We start from the raw sequence: 17,285 nt of genomic DNA, 5'->3' as shown, positions 1-17,285 counted from the left end.
AGCCAGCCTGGGCATTTTTCGATGACGTCACTGCGTGCTTTACTTTGCGTTTCTGGCGGAAGTTCAGGCGAGAAGTTGCGCCACTACATTGTTTTGAGGGTCCATGCCTGACATCATAACGAAACCGAAGGTGCTGGTTGCCGATGACGAACGAGTCATCGCAGATACGCTGGCCATGATTCTCAACCAGAGTGGATTTCAGGCGCGCGTAGCCTATACCGGCGAAAAAGCTGTTGAGTTGGCGAGCGAGTTTCAGCCGGACATGCTGATTTCTGACGTGATCATGGGCGGCCTCAATGGCATCGATGCGGCAATTCGCATTCGCCAGTTGCTGCCGTCGATCAAGATCCTATTGTTTTCGGGGCAGGCTGCTACAGCCGATCTGCTTGAAAAGGCCCGTACGCAAGGCTATGAATTTGAGATTCTGGCCAAGCCGGTCCATCCACAGGATCTGCTGGCGCGTCTGCGTAGCTGATTTGCAACAGCGGGCTGTCTACAGCTCCCGCCTGCCTTCCATGGCACGCGACATGGTCACTTCATCCGCATATTCAATATCGCTTCCGGCTGGGACGCCGGTGGCTATGCGCGTGATTTTGATGGGTTGGCCGACGATGGCCTGAGCGCGTAAGGCAGCAGCCAGCCAGCTTGCCGTTGCTTCGCCCTCCAATGTCGGACTTGTCGCCAGAATTACTTCATCCACTTCACCCCGCTCCACACGTGCCAGCAAATTTGCCGCGCGCAGTTGATCGGGGCCAATGCCATGTAAAGGCGATAGTGTCCCATGCAGCACGTGGTAGACGCCCTGGTAGCTGCGGGTTCTCTCCACGGATGCGATGTTGGTTGGTTCTTCCACTACGCAAATCATCCTGAGGTTGCGCACCGGGCTGGTGCAATACGCGCAGGGGTCGGTGTCGGTCACGTTATTGCAGATGGAGCATAGGCGCAGGCTGGCCTTGAGTTCGCGAACCGCGTCCGCGAGCGCCCTGGCGTCTTCATCGGAGGAACGCAGCACGTGGAAGGCAAAGCGTTGTGCGCTTTTTGTTCCAACGCCGGGCAGCTTTTTCAGTTCCTCTATCAGCCGTGCCATCGGCTCGGCATACCGTGACATGTGGTTTACCTTTTCCTGGTATCTGAATGATCTAAAAGATGGTTACAGGTTGAGCTTAGTCTGCGCCGGGCAGATTCAGACCGCCGAGCATCCCTTTCAGTTGCCCCTGGAGCGCTTCTTCGGCTCGCCGTCCGGCGTCGTTGACTGCGGCAACGATCAGGTCTTCCAACATTTCCACATCTGCTGCATTGCCGGTCAGGCTCACCGTGGCAGCGGGATCGATGTGAATCTTGAGAAGCTGCTTCTTGCCATTCATGGTGGCTGTGACTGCTCCGCCTCCGCTGCTTCCTTCCAGAACGGTCTGGCTCAGCTTGCGCTGAACCTCTTCTTGCATCTGGCTTGCCTGGGAGAGCATCTCCTGCATTTTGAGTGGATTAAACATGATAGCTCCGTTCTGCTTTCACTTATTCGGCAGGGGTTGAGTGCATCCTACTTTTCTCGTAGATCGACCACGCTGACGACTTCGGCTTTGAAAAGCTCTTGCGCTTTCAGCACCAGTGGATGTTGGCGGGCTTCTGCGTCGACGCTGCCCTGTGGAGCGCGGCGACTTGTGGAGCTGGAGCTTGTCGGATTCTCGCCCGGCACGATCATGAAACGTGTCGGTGCTCCAGCCTGGGTCAATCCCTGGCGAATGAACTTCTCGGCTGCAGCGTTGAATGTCAGGCGAATCATGGTTGCCTTCGCACCTACTTCGATGCGAACGCTGCTGGCTTCGATTGTCCATTTGCCGTCGTCGATCAGGGTGGCGGCGGTTGCGTGTCCACCGGCCTCAAGCGCCTGCGCTACGGCGGAGCGAACCTCGGCGATTCTATCTTCATCGGCGCTGCTGATGGCTGTGGCCGCTGGTGTTGCAATTGCTGGGCTGGGAGCGGCACTGGACGCAATCGTGTCGACGGGAATCGGCGGGGCTGCGGGCTGTGCAATTGGCTTGGCAGCAGTCGGCTCGGGAGCAGCCGGCATGGAAGCAGCCGGCATGGAAGCAATCGGAGCTGGAATTTCAGCAGCAATATCGGGAACGATTTCGAGTTTGGTTTCCGGGCTGGAAGACTCGACCTGGCCTGTTTGTTCTGATTTGGATTGTGTGGCTTTTTCTTCCGGCGTAGCGACGGCGACGCGAGCCAGCGATCCCTCGGTCAGGGTTTCGCTGACGCTGCCGAGGGTGTAGTTCGAGACGGCAATCGGCGTCAGAGGGCTGGGAGACTGCGAGATCGGGGTAACTCCGGGTTCTCGCAGCGACTGTGTAAGCGGCTCTCGCGAACTGGAAGCATTGGGCACATCGCGAACCGGAGCACTGGAACGGGATGTGGAAACATCGGCAGACCGTTGATTGCTCTGGGCGAAGGGCGAAAGTGAAGGCGCGGCAGGTGGCGCCGGAGCCGCTGCTGGAGCAGATGCGCGTGAAGCGGGCGCGGACTGGGGCGACGAGGGCTGGGATGCATTGCGCGCTGGCGATGCTGCCGGAGCGGATGGACGCCGCGTGCCTGGGCTGGCCTGGCTGGCCAGTCCGCTGAGAATCTCTTCCATCGGCAGTAGACGCTGCGCCTGAATCAGCTTGAGCAGGCCGAGTTCCAGGTGAAAGCGTTGCTCCTGCCGGTAATTCAACTCGTCAAAGGTGCGCAGGACAATCTGCAGGTTGCGAGTCAGTTCTTCTTCGGTGAAGAGAAGTGCCGTTCGTGCGGCACGGGCGCGTTCGTCGTAGGCAATCTCAAGCAGGCCGGTGTTTTCGCCGCCCAGCTTGGCCATCAGACAGTTGCGCAGATACCGCACCATTTGCCGGGCCAGGGCTGACGGACTGTTGCCGGATGCGAGAAGCTTATCGAGGTCTTCCATCAAGCGTGCGCTTTGCTGGGCGCTGACTGCTTCCATGAGGCGCTCAAAAACCGCATTGGGAACCGAGCCCATGAGTTCGCGAATCTGGTCCGTCTGTAAAACGGCTTTGCCATTTTCGACGGGAGCGGATGCAATTGCCTGATCCATGATGGAGAGCGCGTCACGCATCGATCCATCACCGGCTTCGGCGAGCAGGGCAAGAGCGGCATCCTCGGTGATTACATCTTCCTGCAGGGAGATGGCCTTGAGCTGGGCGAAGATATCGTCGAACTTTACGGCGTGAAAACTGAAGTGCTGACAGCGAGAGCGGATCGTCTGTGGAATGCTCTCCGGCTCGGTCGTGGCCATCATGAAGATCACGTGCGCGGGCGGCTCTTCGAGTGTCTTGAGGAGCGCATTGAAAGCGGCATCGGTGATTTGATGGGCTTCGTCGAGGATATAAATCTTGTAGCGGTCGCGGGACGGCGAGTAGCGGGCGGCGTCGCGCAGCTCGCGAATCTCGTCGATGCCGCGGTTGGTGGCTGCGTCGATTTCGATGACGTCTACGGCGTTGCCCTGGCGAATCTCAATGCAGGAATCGCACACGCCGCAGGGTTCGGCTGTTGGGCGCTGGTCGGATCCGATGACGTTGCGGCAATTGAGCGCCTGCGCCAGAATGCGGGCGATGGTGGTCTTGCCGATGCCGCGATGGCCGGAGAAGATGTAGCCGTGCGCGATGCGCTGTTGTGTAAGAGCGTTGGTCAGGGTGCGAGTGACATGGTCCTGCCCGGCGACATCCGCAAAACGCTGCGGACGGTATTTCCGTGCCAGTACCTGATACCCCATAGCTGCAAGCTCTCCTAGCTCGATTGTATCGTTTTACGCCTTGGCGGTGATTTGCCGCGAAGGTGGAAAACTGCGATAAAACTACTTGTCAACGGTTGGAAACGGGTCATAGCGGACCCTGGCTAGTCCGCTACCGTTTACTTGGCACTTTTGCTTTTGGTCTTGAGGGCTTTGCGCTTGCCGCGTTTTTTGCGTTGCCCGATTTTGCGTGCTTCTGCCCGGCGACGCTTCAACTCTTCATCGGAATACATGGAACCCCGGCAGAGTTTTGAGCCGCAGTTGCAGGTGCAAGGGTCGTCTCCGCCGTCGTAGAGGCAGTAGTCGTAGGTGACTTCATCGCCAGCGAGAATGTCGCGAATCGCCGTGATCCAGACGCGGCCATCTTCTTCGGCGGTCTCGCAATTGCCTTCGCAACTGTGGTTGATAAACATTGCCGTACAAAAACCGTCTATGACTATGGCGCCGTCGCCCAGTCCAAACAGATAGGTGACGGGGTAATCCTGGTAGAGGACGTCGGCCTCTTCTTTGGTTATGCGCCGACCGGTATATTCGGCCAGGCGTTCTCCCTTACGGACGGCTGCGGTGGTATAGCAACCGGCAGCGTGGATGGCAGACGAGCGGACGATGAGTGCCATAGTGGGCGTGATCCAATATCCTGTTAGTAGAGCGGTTTTCAGTTGTCTAGTGAAATGATGGCTGTGGGGTGTTGACGTGATTCAGGAGTATTTTGTCTCCTAGAAACGCATCCTAACATTGCAGGGGCTGGGTGAGAGAAACAGTGCTGAAATTGCTGGAAAGATTGCCAATTCGAATAGGGTCACTGGTACTCGCGGCGGGCGTGTGCGGAGCGGTGGGTGTGCCTCAACTGATGGCGCAATCTCAACAGCAGGCGCCGCCGCCGAGCCAGCAGGACAATCCGTTTCCTGAGGATTCAACGCAAAAGCAGCAGGGCCAGGCGCAACCGAATCCGCTGCCGCCAGACAAAACGAATCCAGTGCCGCCAGCCTCGGGAAGCCAGAATCCGTTTCCTGGCGAGGATACCAATGCTCCGATCATTCCGGTCGATCCTGATCCGGGAGCGGGGCATTCCGGCCGTCCTGATTATTCGCCTTCCCAGTCGCACTATGGAAATCCCAATACGGATGGCGATCCTGTGCGCTCGCCCGATCCGCAGGGGGACGCGGCCAATGACGGATTCAGTTCGAGCCGCGCAGGTTTGAAGCCGATGGGGGATGAGAGCAGCACAGATGCCAAGGCTGGCAGTTCCATCAAAACGAAAACCAGGGCCCAGGTGTTGAGCGAAGACATCAATGTCGGCGAATTTAATTTGAGCAGTAAAAACTGGCGAGGCGCGCAGTTCCGCTTCGAGGATGCTTATCGGCTGGATCCGGAGAACGAAGATGCTGTGTGGGGATTGGCCGAAGCTGAGCGCCATTTAAATCTTCTCGATAAGGCAGGCGCTCATTACAAGCTGTTCCTCACCTACGACCCGGACGGTCCGCACAGCCGCGCAGCTCGTAAAGCGCTTGATGAGATAGAATCTGCGAAGCCAGCCGCGCAGACTCAGGGTGTAAACTTACCCAAATAGCAATATTGAGCTAGCGGGCTCGTACAGTACGAAGCCTAATTTTTATTTGTATTAATTCGTTGCAGCCAACGGTTAACTTTATGACATATCCTTGCAGTCGTGTCTGAGCTCACAGGCATAAACCAAGGTGGAAAGAAGATCGACGTATATCTTTTATGCACCCAGTTCTAAAGTCCGCCCTTCAACCATTGGCGACACAGATCGCTACCGTAAGTAAAGAAGAAGCCCAGGCTCATCCATTGCCTGGACAGGATCGCTGGTCGCCCCAACAGATCATCGAACACCTCATACTGACCTATAAACTCACGTCAAATTCGGTCAGCCGACAGTTAGAGTCGGGGCGTGTGGTTAAAAACCACCGCAGGCTGCTGAAGTTTCTGCTTCGCGCTCAGACTCTGGGCCTGGGATACATGCCGAGAGGCGTGCCTGCAATGCTTGCGGTGCGTCCTTTGGAATACACACCGGAAGCCGGGCCGGCTATTGCTGCGCGCTTCCTGGCGGCGGCCGAAGAGATGGATAGCCTGCTCGTGGCAGGGCGAAAGAAGTTTGGCATACAGGCATGCGGAGAGCATCCGTTTTTTGGAGTGATGCGCATAGATGAGTGGCGTCGCTATCACGCAATTCATGCTCGCCATCATGCATCCCAGTTGCACAAGGCAATTCAAAACGCGCGTAGTGCGAGCCGGGTGTAGCCGGGCCGTGTTGGGCATCAGTATTGGAGATCAGGCCAGGAATATCCGGCTCCACGCGATCCAGAGCCAGTTGGGATAAAAGATCTGCGTAAGAGCGGCGAGGCAGAGAAATGTTCCCAGCGGCAACGGGATCTGCGCCCATCCTTCGGAGGTCTGAGAGCGGTTGCGAATTGCTGCGAAAGCAAACCACACAATCGCGAAGGCCGTCGCACCGAGAATGGCTAATGCAAAGCTTTCGAAAGCTGCGGGCAGGCTCAGCCACGCTGCCAGCATAGCCATGAGTTTTGCGTCGCCAAGTCCCATGCCTTCTTTGCGGCGAACCAGCCAGTAGGCAAGCCGGATGGCGAGAACGAGTCCAGCGGCGGCGAGGATTCCGATACCCGACCAGTATGCAGCTTGCGTGAGCGTCTGTGGTCCATCCAGGAAAAATATCGGATGCTCCAACCCTGGACGAAACTGCAGCAATGTGAAGATGAAGCCAAGTCCAATACCGGGTAGCGTTACCCAATCCGGCAGCCAGAAATACTCCGCGTCGAGTGCCGCAAGCGCGACCAGCAGCCAGCAGAGCAGAAGAGAGCCGAGTAGCGAAACGATGCCCCAGGCTGGCTGGTGCGGTGCATCGCCAAGGACAAATAAGGCCGGGCCAAATTTAAGCCAGCAGCCTGCCCAGCAGAGTCCAACGGCCAGCTCTACGAGCGGATAGCGGAAGCCGATCCAGTCGCGGCAGGTGTGGCAGCGGCCACGGAGGATGATCCAACTCAGGAGAGGAAGGTTTTCCCACCACGCGAGGGTGTGATCGCAGGTGCGGCAGTGCGAGCCGGGCCATGCGATATTTTCGCCTTCGGGCAGACGAGAGAGGCAGACGTTCAAAAAACTGCCGAACGCCAGACCCAGCAATCCTGCAAAGACCGCCCCGGCAACTTCTATTTCGCTGAAAATTCTAGTCACACTTTCCCGCTGTTTCTATAGACGGCAGGCAACTCAGCGCCGTTCGAGAACTGGTTACCTGCTTCGTGCTGGCCCCACTCGCAGGTTACAGTATTGTTATGGAGCCAATCTCCAGCAATATTTGTGAGCCTTCCGCAATTGTCCCTGCAGAAGCACCCACAGCCTTCGCTGAATCTGTCGCGATCATGGCTCGCTTGCGGGGCCCTGACGGTTGTCCGTGGGACCAGGAACAGAGCTTCGATTCGATTCGCAAGCATACGCTCGAAGAGACCTACGAAGTCCTCGACGCGATTGAACGCCGTGACTGGCCTAATCTGAAGGAAGAGCTTGGCGATTTGCTGTTGCAGGTGCTTTTTTACTCGCAAATGGCTGCGGATGAAGGACACTTTACCATCGCCGACGTGCTTCAAACTCTGAACCGTAAATTGATTCGCCGCCATCCACATGTCTTTGGCGACGAGGCGTCGGCTGCTGCTGGAAATCAGGCGAATGTCGATGGGCAGGTTGATGGTTCGGCTGCAAAAGTGCTGGCCAACTGGGAGCAGATCAAGCTCGCGGAGAAGCAATCCGCCAGCAAAGACCAGCAGGAAGCTTCACTTCTGGATTCGGTGCAGCGTTCCCAGCCTGCCCTGGCGGAGGCGGCAAAGATTAGTTCCAAGGCGGCTAAAGTGGGCTTTGACTGGAGCCACTGGCGCGATCTGCTGGCGAAGCTCGATGAGGAGACCGCGGAGCTGATCGTTGAAGCTGAGGCTCTCCCGAACGATCCCGCGCGCCAGCCGGCAGTGGAAGCGGAATTCGGTGATTTGTTGTTCACAGCGGTTAATCTTGGCCGTCATCTGGGCGTCGATGCGGAGATGGCCCTGCGTGGAACGAACGTTCGTTTTCGGCAGCGCTTTCGCCAGATGGAACTGGCCACGGACCGCCCGCTTTCAGAACTCGCGCCAGAGCAATTGGAAGCACTTTGGATCGGCGCCAAGCGCACGCTGGCGGATCAGGCCTACTCAACTTCTCACTCAACCGTTGCCCCCGCTATTGACCCAGCTATGGATTCAGTCAGGGAGAAATTTTCTTGATTCTCATTCGATCCTGCCAGGGCTTTGACGAGTTGCAAGCGTGCGTGGATCTCCAGATTGAGGTCTGGGGCTACAGCGATGGAGATGTCATTCCTCGCCGCGTTTTTCTTGTCGCTCAGAAAATCGGCGGGCAGGTTATCGGCGCCTTCGACACCGATCTCCCTGACGCTTCAGAGCAGGGAAATGCCGCATCCCTGATAGGGTTCGCGTTCTCGCTGCCAGGCGTGAAAACCGGCGTCAAGTCCTCGACAGGCAGGCCGGAGAGCTACCTGCACTCGCACATGCTGGCAGTAAAGGAAGGCTATCGCGACCGCAGTATCGGCTCCCGGCTCAAGCTGGCCCAGCGAGATGAGGCCCGTTCGCGTGGCTTTACCCGCATGGAGTGGACCTTCGATCCGCTGGAGATCAAAAATTCTTTTCTCAACATTCATAAGCTCGGAGCGATAGTTCGTACCTATATTCCGGACTTTTATGGTGTATCCTCATCTCGATTGCAGGGTGGCTTGCCCACGGACCGCCTGGTGGCGGAGTGGTGGCTATCCTCCCCACGCGTACTTGCGACAATCGAAGGGGCTCCAGCGTCAGTAGAAGCTGCAACAGAGGAAATCGTAGTACCGGCCGCCATCTACCAATGGAAGGCTGACGATCAGCAACGGGATCAGGCACGAAAGGTGCAGGCGGAAAATCGTCTGCATTTTCAGCAGGCATTTTCTCAGGGGCTGGCCGTCGTGGCCTTCACCCGCGATGCGGAAGGAAACGGAATATTTCATCTTGGAAAGTGGATCGAGCCCGATCCTCGCCCTATTTCCTCATCCGAACAACCATAGTCGTCAGCCAGATCGCGAGGCCAAATCTCTATCCATCGATTGCCTACGAAATGTGACGGCTATTCATTTGTCAGCCAGGATTCGCAGCCAGGACTAAACCTATATGAAAATTGATGCCATCTATCTCCGCGAGTTGAATCTGCCGCTCGTGCGTCCGTTTCAGACCAGTTTTGGAATCACCACCGATCGTCGCGTCCTGCTCGCGGAGATTCATTCCGAGGGCCTGATTGGCTGGGGTGAGTGTACTGCTGGAGAGCATCCACATTTCTCTGAAGAGTCGGTCGATTCCTGCTGGCAGGTTATTGTCCAGGAACTCGGTCCGATGCTTGCTGCGACGTCCCCGGAAAACGGTGGGCAATGCCCGCGAATCTTAGGGCTAGTTCGCGGCAACCGCATGGCCAAGGCGACGCTCGAAAACGCCATCTGGGACCTTGAAGCGCAGCGCAAGGGCATTTCTCTGAGCCAGTTGCTGGGCGGTGTTCGCGAGGCGATTCCTTGCGGTGTCTCCATCGGCATTCAGCCTTCGGTGGCGGAACTGCTTGATCTCATTGATCGCGAGGTTGCTGCCGGTTATCAGCGCATCAAGCTGAAGTGCAAGCCTGGCTGGGATGTAAAGGTATTCGAAAAAGTTCGCGCACGCTTTCCGGAAATCACTTTAAGCTGCGATGCAAACTCCGCGTATCGCCTGAAGGACGCCGATCATCTTGCTTCCTTCGACAGCTTTGATCTGCTGATGGTCGAGCAGCCTCTCTGGTATGACGATTTCTATTACCACTCCATGCTGCAAAAACGCCTCGATACAGCCATTTGCCTGGATGAGTCGATTCGCAATCGGCGCGATGCCCTGGCAGCTATCGAGATGGAGTCCTGCCGCATCATCAACATCAAGCTGGGGCGCGTTGGCGGCTTTTCCGAGGCGGTTGCGGTGCACAACGCGGCCTATGAACGGGGCATTCCTGTCTGGTGTGGAGGTATGTTGGAGGCGGGTATCGGACGTTCGCATAACATCGCTCTCTCGACGCTCGAAAACTTCTCTCTACCCGGCGATGTTTCCGCATCCAAGCGCTATTGGGCTGAGGACATCATCGAGCCGGAGGTGACTGTTTCGGCGCAGGGTGAGATTGCGATTTCAACCGAGCCGGGACGCGGTTTTGAAGTACGCACCGACCTGGTCGAACGGCTGACGGTTCGCAAGCAGGAGATTCGCGCCCACGCACTCGTCGGCTGAGTGTAATTTGCAGGTCGCTGTCTCTTCTGCGAATTGGAACTCGGCGCACAGATCTGGCGTAGTTCTATATGCGGTGCAACTTTGAGTGTGGGCTTGCGTCTCAATGAAGAGAAGCGGCTCGCGTTCAATGCCAGTAATCGCTGGCAGGCAGCCGCTGGAGGATCGATCCGTGACTTCTCAGGAAGAACAGATGCTCAACTCGCTCGTCGAGCGAGTGAATTCAACACAATTGACAGAAAAAGACCCGGACGCGGCTACGCTCCTGGAGCGAGGCTTTGCGCCTAATCCCGATGCTGTTTACGTGCTGGCGCAATCGGTGCTGGTGCAGAACATTGCCCTGGAGCAGGCGCACACGCAGCTTACGGCTGTGCAGGAGCAGGCAAGGCGCTTGCAGCAGCAACTGGATCAACAGGCTCAGCAGCCGGCTCACGCCACCAGTTTTCTCGGAAACCTGCTTGGCCATCGCGACCCTCAGCCGCCGCCATTGCCTCAACAACCGCCTTATCAGCCTGTCTACAGTCCGCAGGCTGAGGCAGAGTATCAAAACCCTCCGTATGGCCAACCGTATGCTAACCAGCCATACCAGGGGCAGCCTTATGGTGGTCCGCAATATATTCCTGCCGCATCGGGGCCGCCGAGCTTTTTGCGCTCCGCAGCGCAGACGGCTGCGGGAGTTGCTGCCGGAGCACTGGCTTTTGAGGGAGTGGAAGCGCTGCTGCATGGTGGCTTCGGTCATCCTGGCATGGGTTATGGCATGGGAGGCTGGGGCATGCCCGGCATAGGGATGGGCATGGGGCCTGGTTTGATGGGCGGCGGTATGGGATTCGAGCGCCCTGTCGAAGAGACGGTCGTGAATAACTATTACGACTCTCCCGGTGGCGGTGGAGAGCATGGGGAACATGGCGGCCATTTTCACGAGAGCGCGAGTCAGCAGGACGGTCAGTTTTCTGATGCGAGCTGGAGTGACTCACAGTCCAACTTTGACAATAACTCCAGCTTTGACGACTCAAACAGTACTGCCGATGACAACGGCAATTTTGACAGCGGCAACGACGGCATTCTCTAAAACGGAATCCCAGCGAAAGAGGGACAGGCGCGAGCTTGTCCCTCTTTTCTTGCGGACTATTTTCCCGCTTTTGATGGCTTGGCTTGCTGCGAATTCAAAATCTCAATTGCCTGCTGATAGCTGATGCCGTTGGCAACCGGCTGGAATTGGGAGAGTTCGAGCGTGGTGTCGAGCTTGATGGACTTCAGTAACACGCGTGCGTTCATCACCAGCACCATGTGCAAGGTGCGCCACTGGTGATTGCCGACGTCCCCTTGCTCAAGCAGTAGAGTACCGCCCTGGTCCAGCTTGCCTAACAGGCCCCATCCATAGGCAACGTCGTGGATGCGCTTGCCCTCCAGCCGCGTAACTCGCTGCTGGGCAACATCAATCCACAATTCGCCGGCCATGGCTTTGAGCACCTGCGCTTCTAAATCCTGAGGATCGAAGTTGGGATTGGGTTGGAAGGTCATCCTGTAGCTGGGGCCTTGCGGGGTGTCGACTATTCCGGCGTATTGATACACAAAGGCATCGGGTAGCGCCTGCATGACTTTGCGGGCGCGCTCTGTATCGCCCTGCTCACGCTCCCTGCGATGCCGCTGCAGACCGGGGTCAGCGAGAAGACCTTGCAGACGAACCGCTTCGCTCTGCTGAGCCTCTGCGCTTAACGGCTGGTCATTGACGGCAATCAGTCGTGCGACGTCTCCATCCTTGGTCTCGACGAGCAGCTTGGTCGAGGTAAATCGTGGGCTCGCTTTGCGTAGCTGATATTGCATGGGGTGGCTGGTGTCCTGTGCCGCCTCCAGTTCCGTATGCAGGACACGCTGCACCAGCGCCTGTGTTTCAGCCGTAGAAAGAGCGGGAGCTGGGGTGTTCTGTGACAGTGCGGCGAATCTCCACCCAAAACATATGGCCAGCAGAAGTCCGATGTTCCGATACCTGTTCCGGTAGCCGGATGAGTGCAGCGCGTGCGCTTTGGCATACCTGGAGATTGTTTGCTGGGGGAGTGTGGACATTCCTTTTTTAGACGCAGTTTAGGCCGTGTCGTTGCAACTGTTTTGTGATGTCCCCCCGGGGTTGTTATAGTGCGGGCAGGGATCCATGATGGACCCTTAAGAGGATTGAGCCAATGGCAGTGGATAACACACCCGCACGAATCGGTAAATCTGTTCTCATTCGCGGAGAAGTTAAGGGAAGCGAAGATCTCTTTGTCGACGGACGCGTTGAGGGCACGATCAGCCTCAGCGAGAGCCGGCTCACCATTGGTCCCAACGCCGTGCTGGCTGCTGACCTGACTGCGAAGGATGTTCTTGTGCAGGGGCAGGTGCAGGGCAACATCTTTGCTACCGGCCGCGTGGAACTGCGCGCCGGATGCCAGATGATTGGCGATGTACGCGCCCTGCGACTGGCGATTGAAGACAATGCCGTATTTCGCGGCAAGGTCGATCTGACCCAGGCGCAAACCCCGGCCAAGGGCGCAGAGGCGGGAGCAGCCTCTGCCGATGCTGCACAACCCAGCGGACTGTTTTAACAGGGCGGGTTGGGTGACGAACCAGACTTCGCTATATTCGTTTCCGGACGGAACAGATGCGGACCACGGAGTCTCCGGAGGCAGTGACCATGCTCGGAAAACTGTTTGACAGGCAGGGCTCATCCGGCGCGAATGCTGGTGGTGGGCCCAGAGTTCCGCGCCATTCGGGCGGTTGGGGCATGCTGCGCAAGCGTCTTGCATCCGAGCCGGGGCTGCGCGTACTGGATGTGGGCAGCACGTCTCCGAACAACATCAATTACCTCACCAGCCTTGGCCACAGCGTCTATATGGCCGATCTGATTGAAGACGCGTTTACTGGAGAGTGGCAAAAGGGAATTGATGAGGACGGAAAGCAGGTCTGGGACACAGAAGGCTTTTCCAAGCAGAATCTCCACTTCTCGGGGCGCACCTTCGACATGATTCTGCTTTGGACGACTCTGGACTATCTGCCAGAGGCTCTCGTTGTTCCCGTTATACAGGCCCTTCATCGTTCGATGGAGCAGGGTGGCCAGTTGATAGCCCTTTTTCATACGAAGCTCGAACCGGAGCACGCACCTTATCATCGCTTTCACATCACGCCTGCGGACGATGTTGAGCTGCAGCTTGCTCAATCGGTGCAGCAACAGCGTGCTCTGACGAATCGCAATATCGAGCGCCTCTTCGCGGACTGGTCAGGCCTAAAGCAGTTTTTAGCTAAAGATGGAGTCTCCGAAGCGATTATCGTTCGTTAGACATCTAACCACTGGGGCATACTGCCAAGCCGGTTTCTGGGGCTGCTTGTCCTTGATCCATTCACCTAGTTCCGTCCATGTAGCTTCATCCATGTATTCGATCAATTAGTTCTATCAATTTTAATTTTAGGGAGAAATTCGTGAGCTTATCTAATGGAACCAAAATCACCTGGCTTGGGCACGCTACTGTGCTCGTTCAATTGCCCAACGGCACAAATCTGCTGATCGATCCTTTCATCGAGCACAATCCTAAATATCCTAAAGGTTTTGTTTTGCCAGAGAAGATTGATTATGTGCTGCTAACCCATGCGCATTTCGATCACACGGCAGATGCTATTCCCGTCGCGACTAAACATGGCTCTACAATCATCGCCATCGTGGAATTGGCTGGATATATGGCCGGCAAAGGGGCTGCATCCACTATCGGAATCAATCTCGGCGGTACTGTGCAATTACCGGGCGTCGATGTGACCATGGTCGATGCCAAGCACTCTTCCAGCATCGATGAGGGCGGAGTTTCACTTTACCTGGGAGAGGCAGCGGGATTCATTCTCACGATTGCTGGCGGTCCTGTGCTCTACCATGCGGGAGACACGTCGGTCTTTGGTGACATGTCCCTTATTCACGATATCTACGCGCCGACTATCGCATTGTTGCCTATTGGCGATTTCTACACCATGGGGCCAAAGGAAGCAGCGGTGGCTACACGCTTGCTGCAACCCAGGATCGTTCTTCCGATACATTGGGGAACATTTCCCCCACTCAAGGGAACTCCGCAGGAACTGGCGCAAATTTTGAAGCAGCCTGAACTGGTTGAATCATGGGAGCCGGGCCAGACTTTCCAGAAATAAATCTACAGCCGAAAAATTGGGGGAGGGCCGTGTGCCATGCACGCGCCCTCTTCTATCCAATTTCATATTTGCGGGGGATGCTACCTTCCTGCAGCTTTCTTCTGCAACTCCCAACGGCGACGAACAGCCTCTGCGATTCGTTTGCGGCCTTCGGGTGACAGGTTGCGTTTCTTCTTGCGTTTGGTGGGAGCATCCACACCAGAAGCCACCGCTTTCGTTTTCCTGGTCTTCGTGGTCGTAGAACTATCCCCTGCAAGTAAAGACCGAGCCTGTTCCAGACGAGAAATCTCCAGATCAATCTCAGCCAAAATCTTCGAAAGTTGCATGCTTCCTCCTGATTTTCGCCAGTCCTCTATGAGACTAATTTTCAGACTCAGAGCACTGGTCGTATTTACTTTGTATGAAACATCGGTAGGGTTTGTAAACCCTAAAGTAGGCCTTTTGCCGTAACATCGCAAAGTTATACGAAAAAGAAGCCATTTTTTCACTAGCTTCGTAATCGAAGATAGCGAATAACTCTCCAGATACTGTATCCCGACTACTCTTTGCCAGAGCTATCTAGGCCGCGAGGCCGGGGAGAAGTAGGAGCCATGGTTCCCAGGGTGCTGCCACTTAGAACAGATTCAGGCGTACCCAGTTTGAGGCCCGATGACGGGGCATCCGCCGATTTGTATCCGCGCAGATCCTTGATGATTTCCTGCTTATCCCGCGCGTATTGGCTGGCGAGACGAGTCAGCGCATAAGTAATAATGTCGCTGTGATGCAGATCCTGGATAGAAGGATCGCGGCGTAGATTCAGCCACAAGCGATGCACTAATTGAACATCGTCAGGACGCAGCGATGGAGCATGCGGGCCAAGATAGTAGACCTTCGATTCGCCGGATGGATTGATGACATAGAAGTTCATCTGGCGCTTTGGTTCGGGCAATGCTTCCCATGCCTGACCAATGTGAAAGGCCTGTTCCTCGGGGCTCATCTTGCTTGAGAGCCCAGATACAACCGAATCTACTTCGAGTGAGTTGGCCGTTTGCACCAGCGCGGCAAAGATATCTCCTGCTGGAACAACGAGTAACGAAACCTTCTTGCCAAAGCTTTCAGCAACGGAGATAGCCTTGGTAAAGACCATCTGCTCGTGCTCGGAGAATATCTGATCTTCCGGTCCAAGATACTCCGGACCGCCTGCGCCCATCATGCGCACCGTAAGTACTACGACATCCTGTTCTTCAGTGCTGGTGCGGGATAGAGCCCATTTAAGCGCGAACGGATTGGCGGCATCGCGCATGGTGACCATCACGCTGCCTGGTCTTACATCGACTGTCTCGCGATTTACAACGTCCTGATGGTCGAGTTGAAAGTGTTCCTTCATCTGACGTGCTGTCAAGGCATGTTGCTTTTTGTTTCTATGTTCGGAGATAGAGAAGATTACGAAAAACGTTGCGGCAAAGATAATGCCGCTGACGGTCGCTACAGATTTCGTAAACAAATTTACGATAGCCGTGACCAGCAAAACGAGAAAGACCGAGGCCAGGCCAACTGGAATCTCAACCTTGCCGATGCGTAGGTTCGGCGGAACCTTCCAGCCGCGTTCGCCTTTGTATTTCCAGCGCAGAACCAGCATGGCCAGACTGTTGAAAGTAAACGACCAGATAACTCCAAACGCGTAAGCCTCGCCCAGCATGATCACATCGCCACGCGTGACGATAATGGTGAACATCTGCATGATGAAAACGAGGTTTACTATTCGGTAACTGGTGCCAAATCTTTTATGAGGCTTGCGGAACCAGTCCGTCAGCACACCATCTTCGGCGACGCGCATCAAAACGCCGGTTGAGCCGATCATGGATGTATTGATGGCTCCGGATAAGATGAGAAACCCGACGATGACGACGAAGACGCGGAAGCAGATCTTGAGGACGTCCGGGCCGGTCATAAACATTGCCAGGCCAGCGATCAGGTTGTCCTGGTAGGTATGCGTACGCGGCCCATCGGGAATGAGCATGGAGGCCAGCAGGGTTGCTCCGCCGGTGAAAACAAAGCTGTAAATCGCAATGACGATTGCGGCGCGTTTCAGATTCTTGAGTTTCGGATGCTCGATTTCCCGGTTGACCTGGGCTAGCGATTCCTCGCCGCTCATAGCCAGAACAGAGTGGCCAAAGGCCATCAGGATGCCGAAGAGTCCCAGCACGGGAACGAACGGTGTTCCCCGCAGGAAGCCCAATGCATCGCTACTGAAGTGCATGTTGCTGGCGGTCGGCAGCGGCGGCAGGTGCGAGCCCTGCATATAGACAGAGTACACACCCCAGCTCAGAAGAATGACCACCATGATGGTGGTGATCTGCATCACCTTCATGGCTTTTTCGCTGGACTCTTCAATGCCCTTGGTATTTTCCCACCAATAATAGATCGTCACAGCCGCCGCAAAAACTGCCGAGGTGTGATTCATGTTGAACTGAAAGAGAGGGTGGGTTGCAGTGGGAGAAAGCGCGACGGGAAGCCAGCCGCGTTTTGCGGATTCCGTGATCATTTCATTGATCAGGCCCGTGATGTATTGTCCGGCAGAAACTCCTGAGATGGGACCAGTCAGGATGTAATCAAACATCAATGCAGAGACGCTCAGCTTGGCGAAGGTGCCACCGAGAGCTTCTTTTACAACGCGGTAGACGCCGCCACGGGTAAACATCGAGCAGCTCTCGACATACACCGCGCGCACCGCGAAGGAGAAGAGCATGACTCCAAGGATGAACCAGGGTGCAGCTTTGCCGACTGCCTGCTCAGCGATGCCACCTGCGTAAAAGGCTGAGGAGCCCAGGTCGTTCAGAACAATTGCGGCGGCTCGCCAGAACGAAATAAAGGTGAGCATCACCGAAGACGCTACAACCAACCGGACGCGATCGGAGATTGGTGCGTGAGTAGTTTTTGGAGTTCCCATGAATAAAAATCGGCCGTCCGAGCCCTGTTTCAAACTTCCGTTGGTGCGTTTTCCGGTCAGATTTCTGGGGGCGAATCGC

18 protein-coding genes are annotated in these 17,285 nt (G+C 56.1%); 10 read left to right on the top strand and 8 right to left on the bottom strand.

The features are described 5' to 3' along the window. The first annotated feature begins 103 nt into the window (after window positions 1-103). A complete protein-coding gene (locus OHL19_RS13445) occupies window positions 104-475 on the top strand; it encodes a response regulator (protein WP_263358212.1) in 372 nt (123 codons plus the stop codon). 18 nt (window positions 476-493) lie between these two features. Here OHL19_RS13445 and recR read toward each other — a convergent pair whose 3' ends face one another. From recR to OHL19_RS13425, 4 genes are all read right to left on the bottom strand, one after another. Then, the gene (gene recR / locus OHL19_RS13440; RefSeq protein ID WP_263358211.1) at window positions 494-1,108 is read right to left on the bottom strand and encodes a recombination mediator RecR; all 615 of its coding nucleotides are present in this window, start codon (window positions 1,106-1,108) and stop codon (window positions 494-496) included. A gap of 55 nt (window positions 1,109-1,163) precedes the next feature. Next, the gene (locus OHL19_RS13435) at window positions 1,164-1,490 is read right to left on the bottom strand and encodes a YbaB/EbfC family nucleoid-associated protein (RefSeq protein ID WP_263358210.1); all 327 of its coding nucleotides are present in this window, start codon (window positions 1,488-1,490) and stop codon (window positions 1,164-1,166) included. Between the two features lie 47 nt (window positions 1,491-1,537). Continuing rightward, a complete protein-coding gene (gene dnaX / locus OHL19_RS13430; RefSeq protein ID WP_263358209.1) occupies window positions 1,538-3,763 on the bottom strand; it encodes a DNA polymerase III subunit gamma/tau in 2,226 nt (741 codons plus the stop codon). A gap of 137 nt (window positions 3,764-3,900) precedes the next feature. Next, window positions 3,901-4,398, bottom strand: a complete 498-nt coding sequence (locus tag OHL19_RS13425) for an SET domain-containing protein (RefSeq protein ID WP_263358208.1) — start codon at window positions 4,396-4,398, stop codon at window positions 3,901-3,903. A 164-nt stretch (window positions 4,399-4,562) separates the two neighbouring features. On the opposite strand from OHL19_RS13425, the gene OHL19_RS13420 reads away from it, so the two are divergent. Beyond that, window positions 4,563-5,351, top strand: a complete 789-nt coding sequence (locus OHL19_RS13420; protein ID WP_263358207.1) for a tetratricopeptide repeat protein — start codon at window positions 4,563-4,565, stop codon at window positions 5,349-5,351. Between the two features lie 155 nt (window positions 5,352-5,506). Further along, complete coding sequence (locus OHL19_RS13415) at window positions 5,507-6,043, top strand: DUF1569 domain-containing protein (protein WP_263358206.1); 537 nt, start codon at window positions 5,507-5,509, stop codon at window positions 6,041-6,043. Between the two features lie 30 nt (window positions 6,044-6,073). Here OHL19_RS13415 and OHL19_RS13410 read toward each other — a convergent pair whose 3' ends face one another. Continuing rightward, window positions 6,074-6,991 carry a prepilin peptidase gene (locus OHL19_RS13410; RefSeq protein WP_263358205.1) on the bottom strand — a complete coding sequence of 306 codons (918 nt, stop codon included), beginning with the start codon at window positions 6,989-6,991 and terminating at the stop codon, window positions 6,074-6,076. A 98-nt stretch (window positions 6,992-7,089) separates the two neighbouring features. On the opposite strand from OHL19_RS13410, the gene mazG reads away from it, so the two are divergent. The 4 genes from mazG to OHL19_RS13390 all read left to right on the top strand — a co-directional run bounded on the left by mazG (window position 7,090) and on the right by OHL19_RS13390 (window position 11,185). Next, window positions 7,090-8,064, top strand: coding sequence for a nucleoside triphosphate pyrophosphohydrolase (gene mazG, locus OHL19_RS13405; protein WP_396126765.1), 975 nt, complete (start codon window positions 7,090-7,092; stop codon window positions 8,062-8,064). Further along, window positions 8,061-8,891: a GNAT family N-acetyltransferase gene (locus tag OHL19_RS13400; RefSeq protein WP_263358204.1), complete on the top strand. Its 831-nt coding sequence runs from the start codon at window positions 8,061-8,063 to the stop codon at window positions 8,889-8,891. The genes mazG and OHL19_RS13400 overlap by 4 nt, the downstream gene beginning before the upstream one ends. A 103-nt stretch (window positions 8,892-8,994) precedes the next feature. Then, window positions 8,995-10,119 carry an o-succinylbenzoate synthase gene (gene menC / locus OHL19_RS13395; RefSeq protein ID WP_263358203.1) on the top strand — a complete coding sequence of 375 codons (1,125 nt, stop codon included), beginning with the start codon at window positions 8,995-8,997 and terminating at the stop codon, window positions 10,117-10,119. A 127-nt stretch (window positions 10,120-10,246) separates the two neighbouring features. Further along, window positions 10,247-11,185, top strand: coding sequence for a DUF2076 domain-containing protein (locus OHL19_RS13390; RefSeq protein WP_263358202.1), 939 nt, complete (start codon window positions 10,247-10,249; stop codon window positions 11,183-11,185). 56 nt (window positions 11,186-11,241) lie between these two features. Here the strand turns inward: OHL19_RS13390 and OHL19_RS13385 are convergent, their stop codons facing one another. Further along, the gene (locus tag OHL19_RS13385) at window positions 11,242-12,180 is read right to left on the bottom strand and encodes a hypothetical protein (RefSeq protein ID WP_263358201.1); all 939 of its coding nucleotides are present in this window, start codon (window positions 12,178-12,180) and stop codon (window positions 11,242-11,244) included. Window positions 12,181-12,293: 113 nt separating this feature from the next. Here OHL19_RS13385 and OHL19_RS13380 point away from each other — a divergent pair, with 113 nt between their 5' ends. From OHL19_RS13380 to OHL19_RS13370, 3 genes are all read left to right on the top strand, one after another. Continuing rightward, complete coding sequence (locus OHL19_RS13380) at window positions 12,294-12,695, top strand: bactofilin family protein (RefSeq protein ID WP_263358200.1); 402 nt, start codon at window positions 12,294-12,296, stop codon at window positions 12,693-12,695. An 89-nt stretch (window positions 12,696-12,784) separates the two neighbouring features. Next, window positions 12,785-13,426, top strand: coding sequence for a methyltransferase domain-containing protein (locus tag OHL19_RS13375; RefSeq protein WP_263358199.1), 642 nt, complete (start codon window positions 12,785-12,787; stop codon window positions 13,424-13,426). A gap of 140 nt (window positions 13,427-13,566) precedes the next feature. Further along, window positions 13,567-14,277, top strand: coding sequence for a metal-dependent hydrolase (locus tag OHL19_RS13370; RefSeq protein ID WP_263358198.1), 711 nt, complete (start codon window positions 13,567-13,569; stop codon window positions 14,275-14,277). Window positions 14,278-14,357: 80 nt separating this feature from the next. Here OHL19_RS13370 and OHL19_RS13365 read toward each other — a convergent pair whose 3' ends face one another. Together OHL19_RS13365 and OHL19_RS13360 are read right to left on the bottom strand one after the other, a co-directional pair. Next, on the bottom strand, window positions 14,358-14,603 hold the full coding sequence (locus OHL19_RS13365; RefSeq protein ID WP_263358197.1) for a hypothetical protein: 246 nt from the start codon (window positions 14,601-14,603) through the stop codon (window positions 14,358-14,360). A 212-nt stretch (window positions 14,604-14,815) separates the two neighbouring features. After that, complete coding sequence (locus OHL19_RS13360; protein ID WP_263358195.1) at window positions 14,816-17,206, bottom strand: APC family permease; 2,391 nt, start codon at window positions 17,204-17,206, stop codon at window positions 14,816-14,818. Between the last annotated feature and the right edge of the window lie 79 nt (window positions 17,207-17,285).

This window comes from Acidicapsa ligni (genome assembly GCF_025685655.1).
Classification (GTDB): domain Bacteria; phylum Acidobacteriota; class Terriglobia; order Terriglobales; family Acidobacteriaceae; genus Acidicapsa; species Acidicapsa ligni.
This window is presented reverse-complemented; position numbering and strand designations above follow the sequence as displayed.

Coding starts and splice junctions, on each gene's coding strand:
- OHL19_RS13445 (WP_263358212.1), top strand. CDS start 104: ATGCCTGACATCATAACGAAACCGAAGGTGCTGGTTGCCGATGACGAA.
- recR (WP_263358211.1), bottom strand. CDS start 1,108: ATGTCACGGTATGCCGAGCCGATGGCACGGCTGATAGAGGAACTGAAA.
- OHL19_RS13435 (WP_263358210.1), bottom strand. CDS start 1,490: ATGTTTAATCCACTCAAAATGCAGGAGATGCTCTCCCAGGCAAGCCAG.
- dnaX (WP_263358209.1), bottom strand. CDS start 3,763: ATGGGGTATCAGGTACTGGCACGGAAATACCGTCCGCAGCGTTTTGCG.
- OHL19_RS13425 (WP_263358208.1), bottom strand. CDS start 4,398: ATGGCACTCATCGTCCGCTCGTCTGCCATCCACGCTGCCGGTTGCTAT.
- OHL19_RS13415 (WP_263358206.1), top strand. CDS start 5,507: ATGCACCCAGTTCTAAAGTCCGCCCTTCAACCATTGGCGACACAGATC.
- mazG (WP_396126765.1), top strand. CDS start 7,090: ATGGAGCCAATCTCCAGCAATATTTGTGAGCCTTCCGCAATTGTCCCT.
- menC (WP_263358203.1), top strand. CDS start 8,995: ATGAAAATTGATGCCATCTATCTCCGCGAGTTGAATCTGCCGCTCGTG.
- OHL19_RS13390 (WP_263358202.1), top strand. CDS start 10,247: ATGCCAGTAATCGCTGGCAGGCAGCCGCTGGAGGATCGATCCGTGACT.
- OHL19_RS13385 (WP_263358201.1), bottom strand. CDS start 12,180: ATGTCCACACTCCCCCAGCAAACAATCTCCAGGTATGCCAAAGCGCAC.
- OHL19_RS13380 (WP_263358200.1), top strand. CDS start 12,294: ATGGCAGTGGATAACACACCCGCACGAATCGGTAAATCTGTTCTCATT.
- OHL19_RS13375 (WP_263358199.1), top strand. CDS start 12,785: ATGCTCGGAAAACTGTTTGACAGGCAGGGCTCATCCGGCGCGAATGCT.
- OHL19_RS13365 (WP_263358197.1), bottom strand. CDS start 14,603: ATGCAACTTTCGAAGATTTTGGCTGAGATTGATCTGGAGATTTCTCGT.
- OHL19_RS13360 (WP_263358195.1), bottom strand. CDS start 17,206: ATGGGAACTCCAAAAACTACTCACGCACCAATCTCCGATCGCGTCCGG.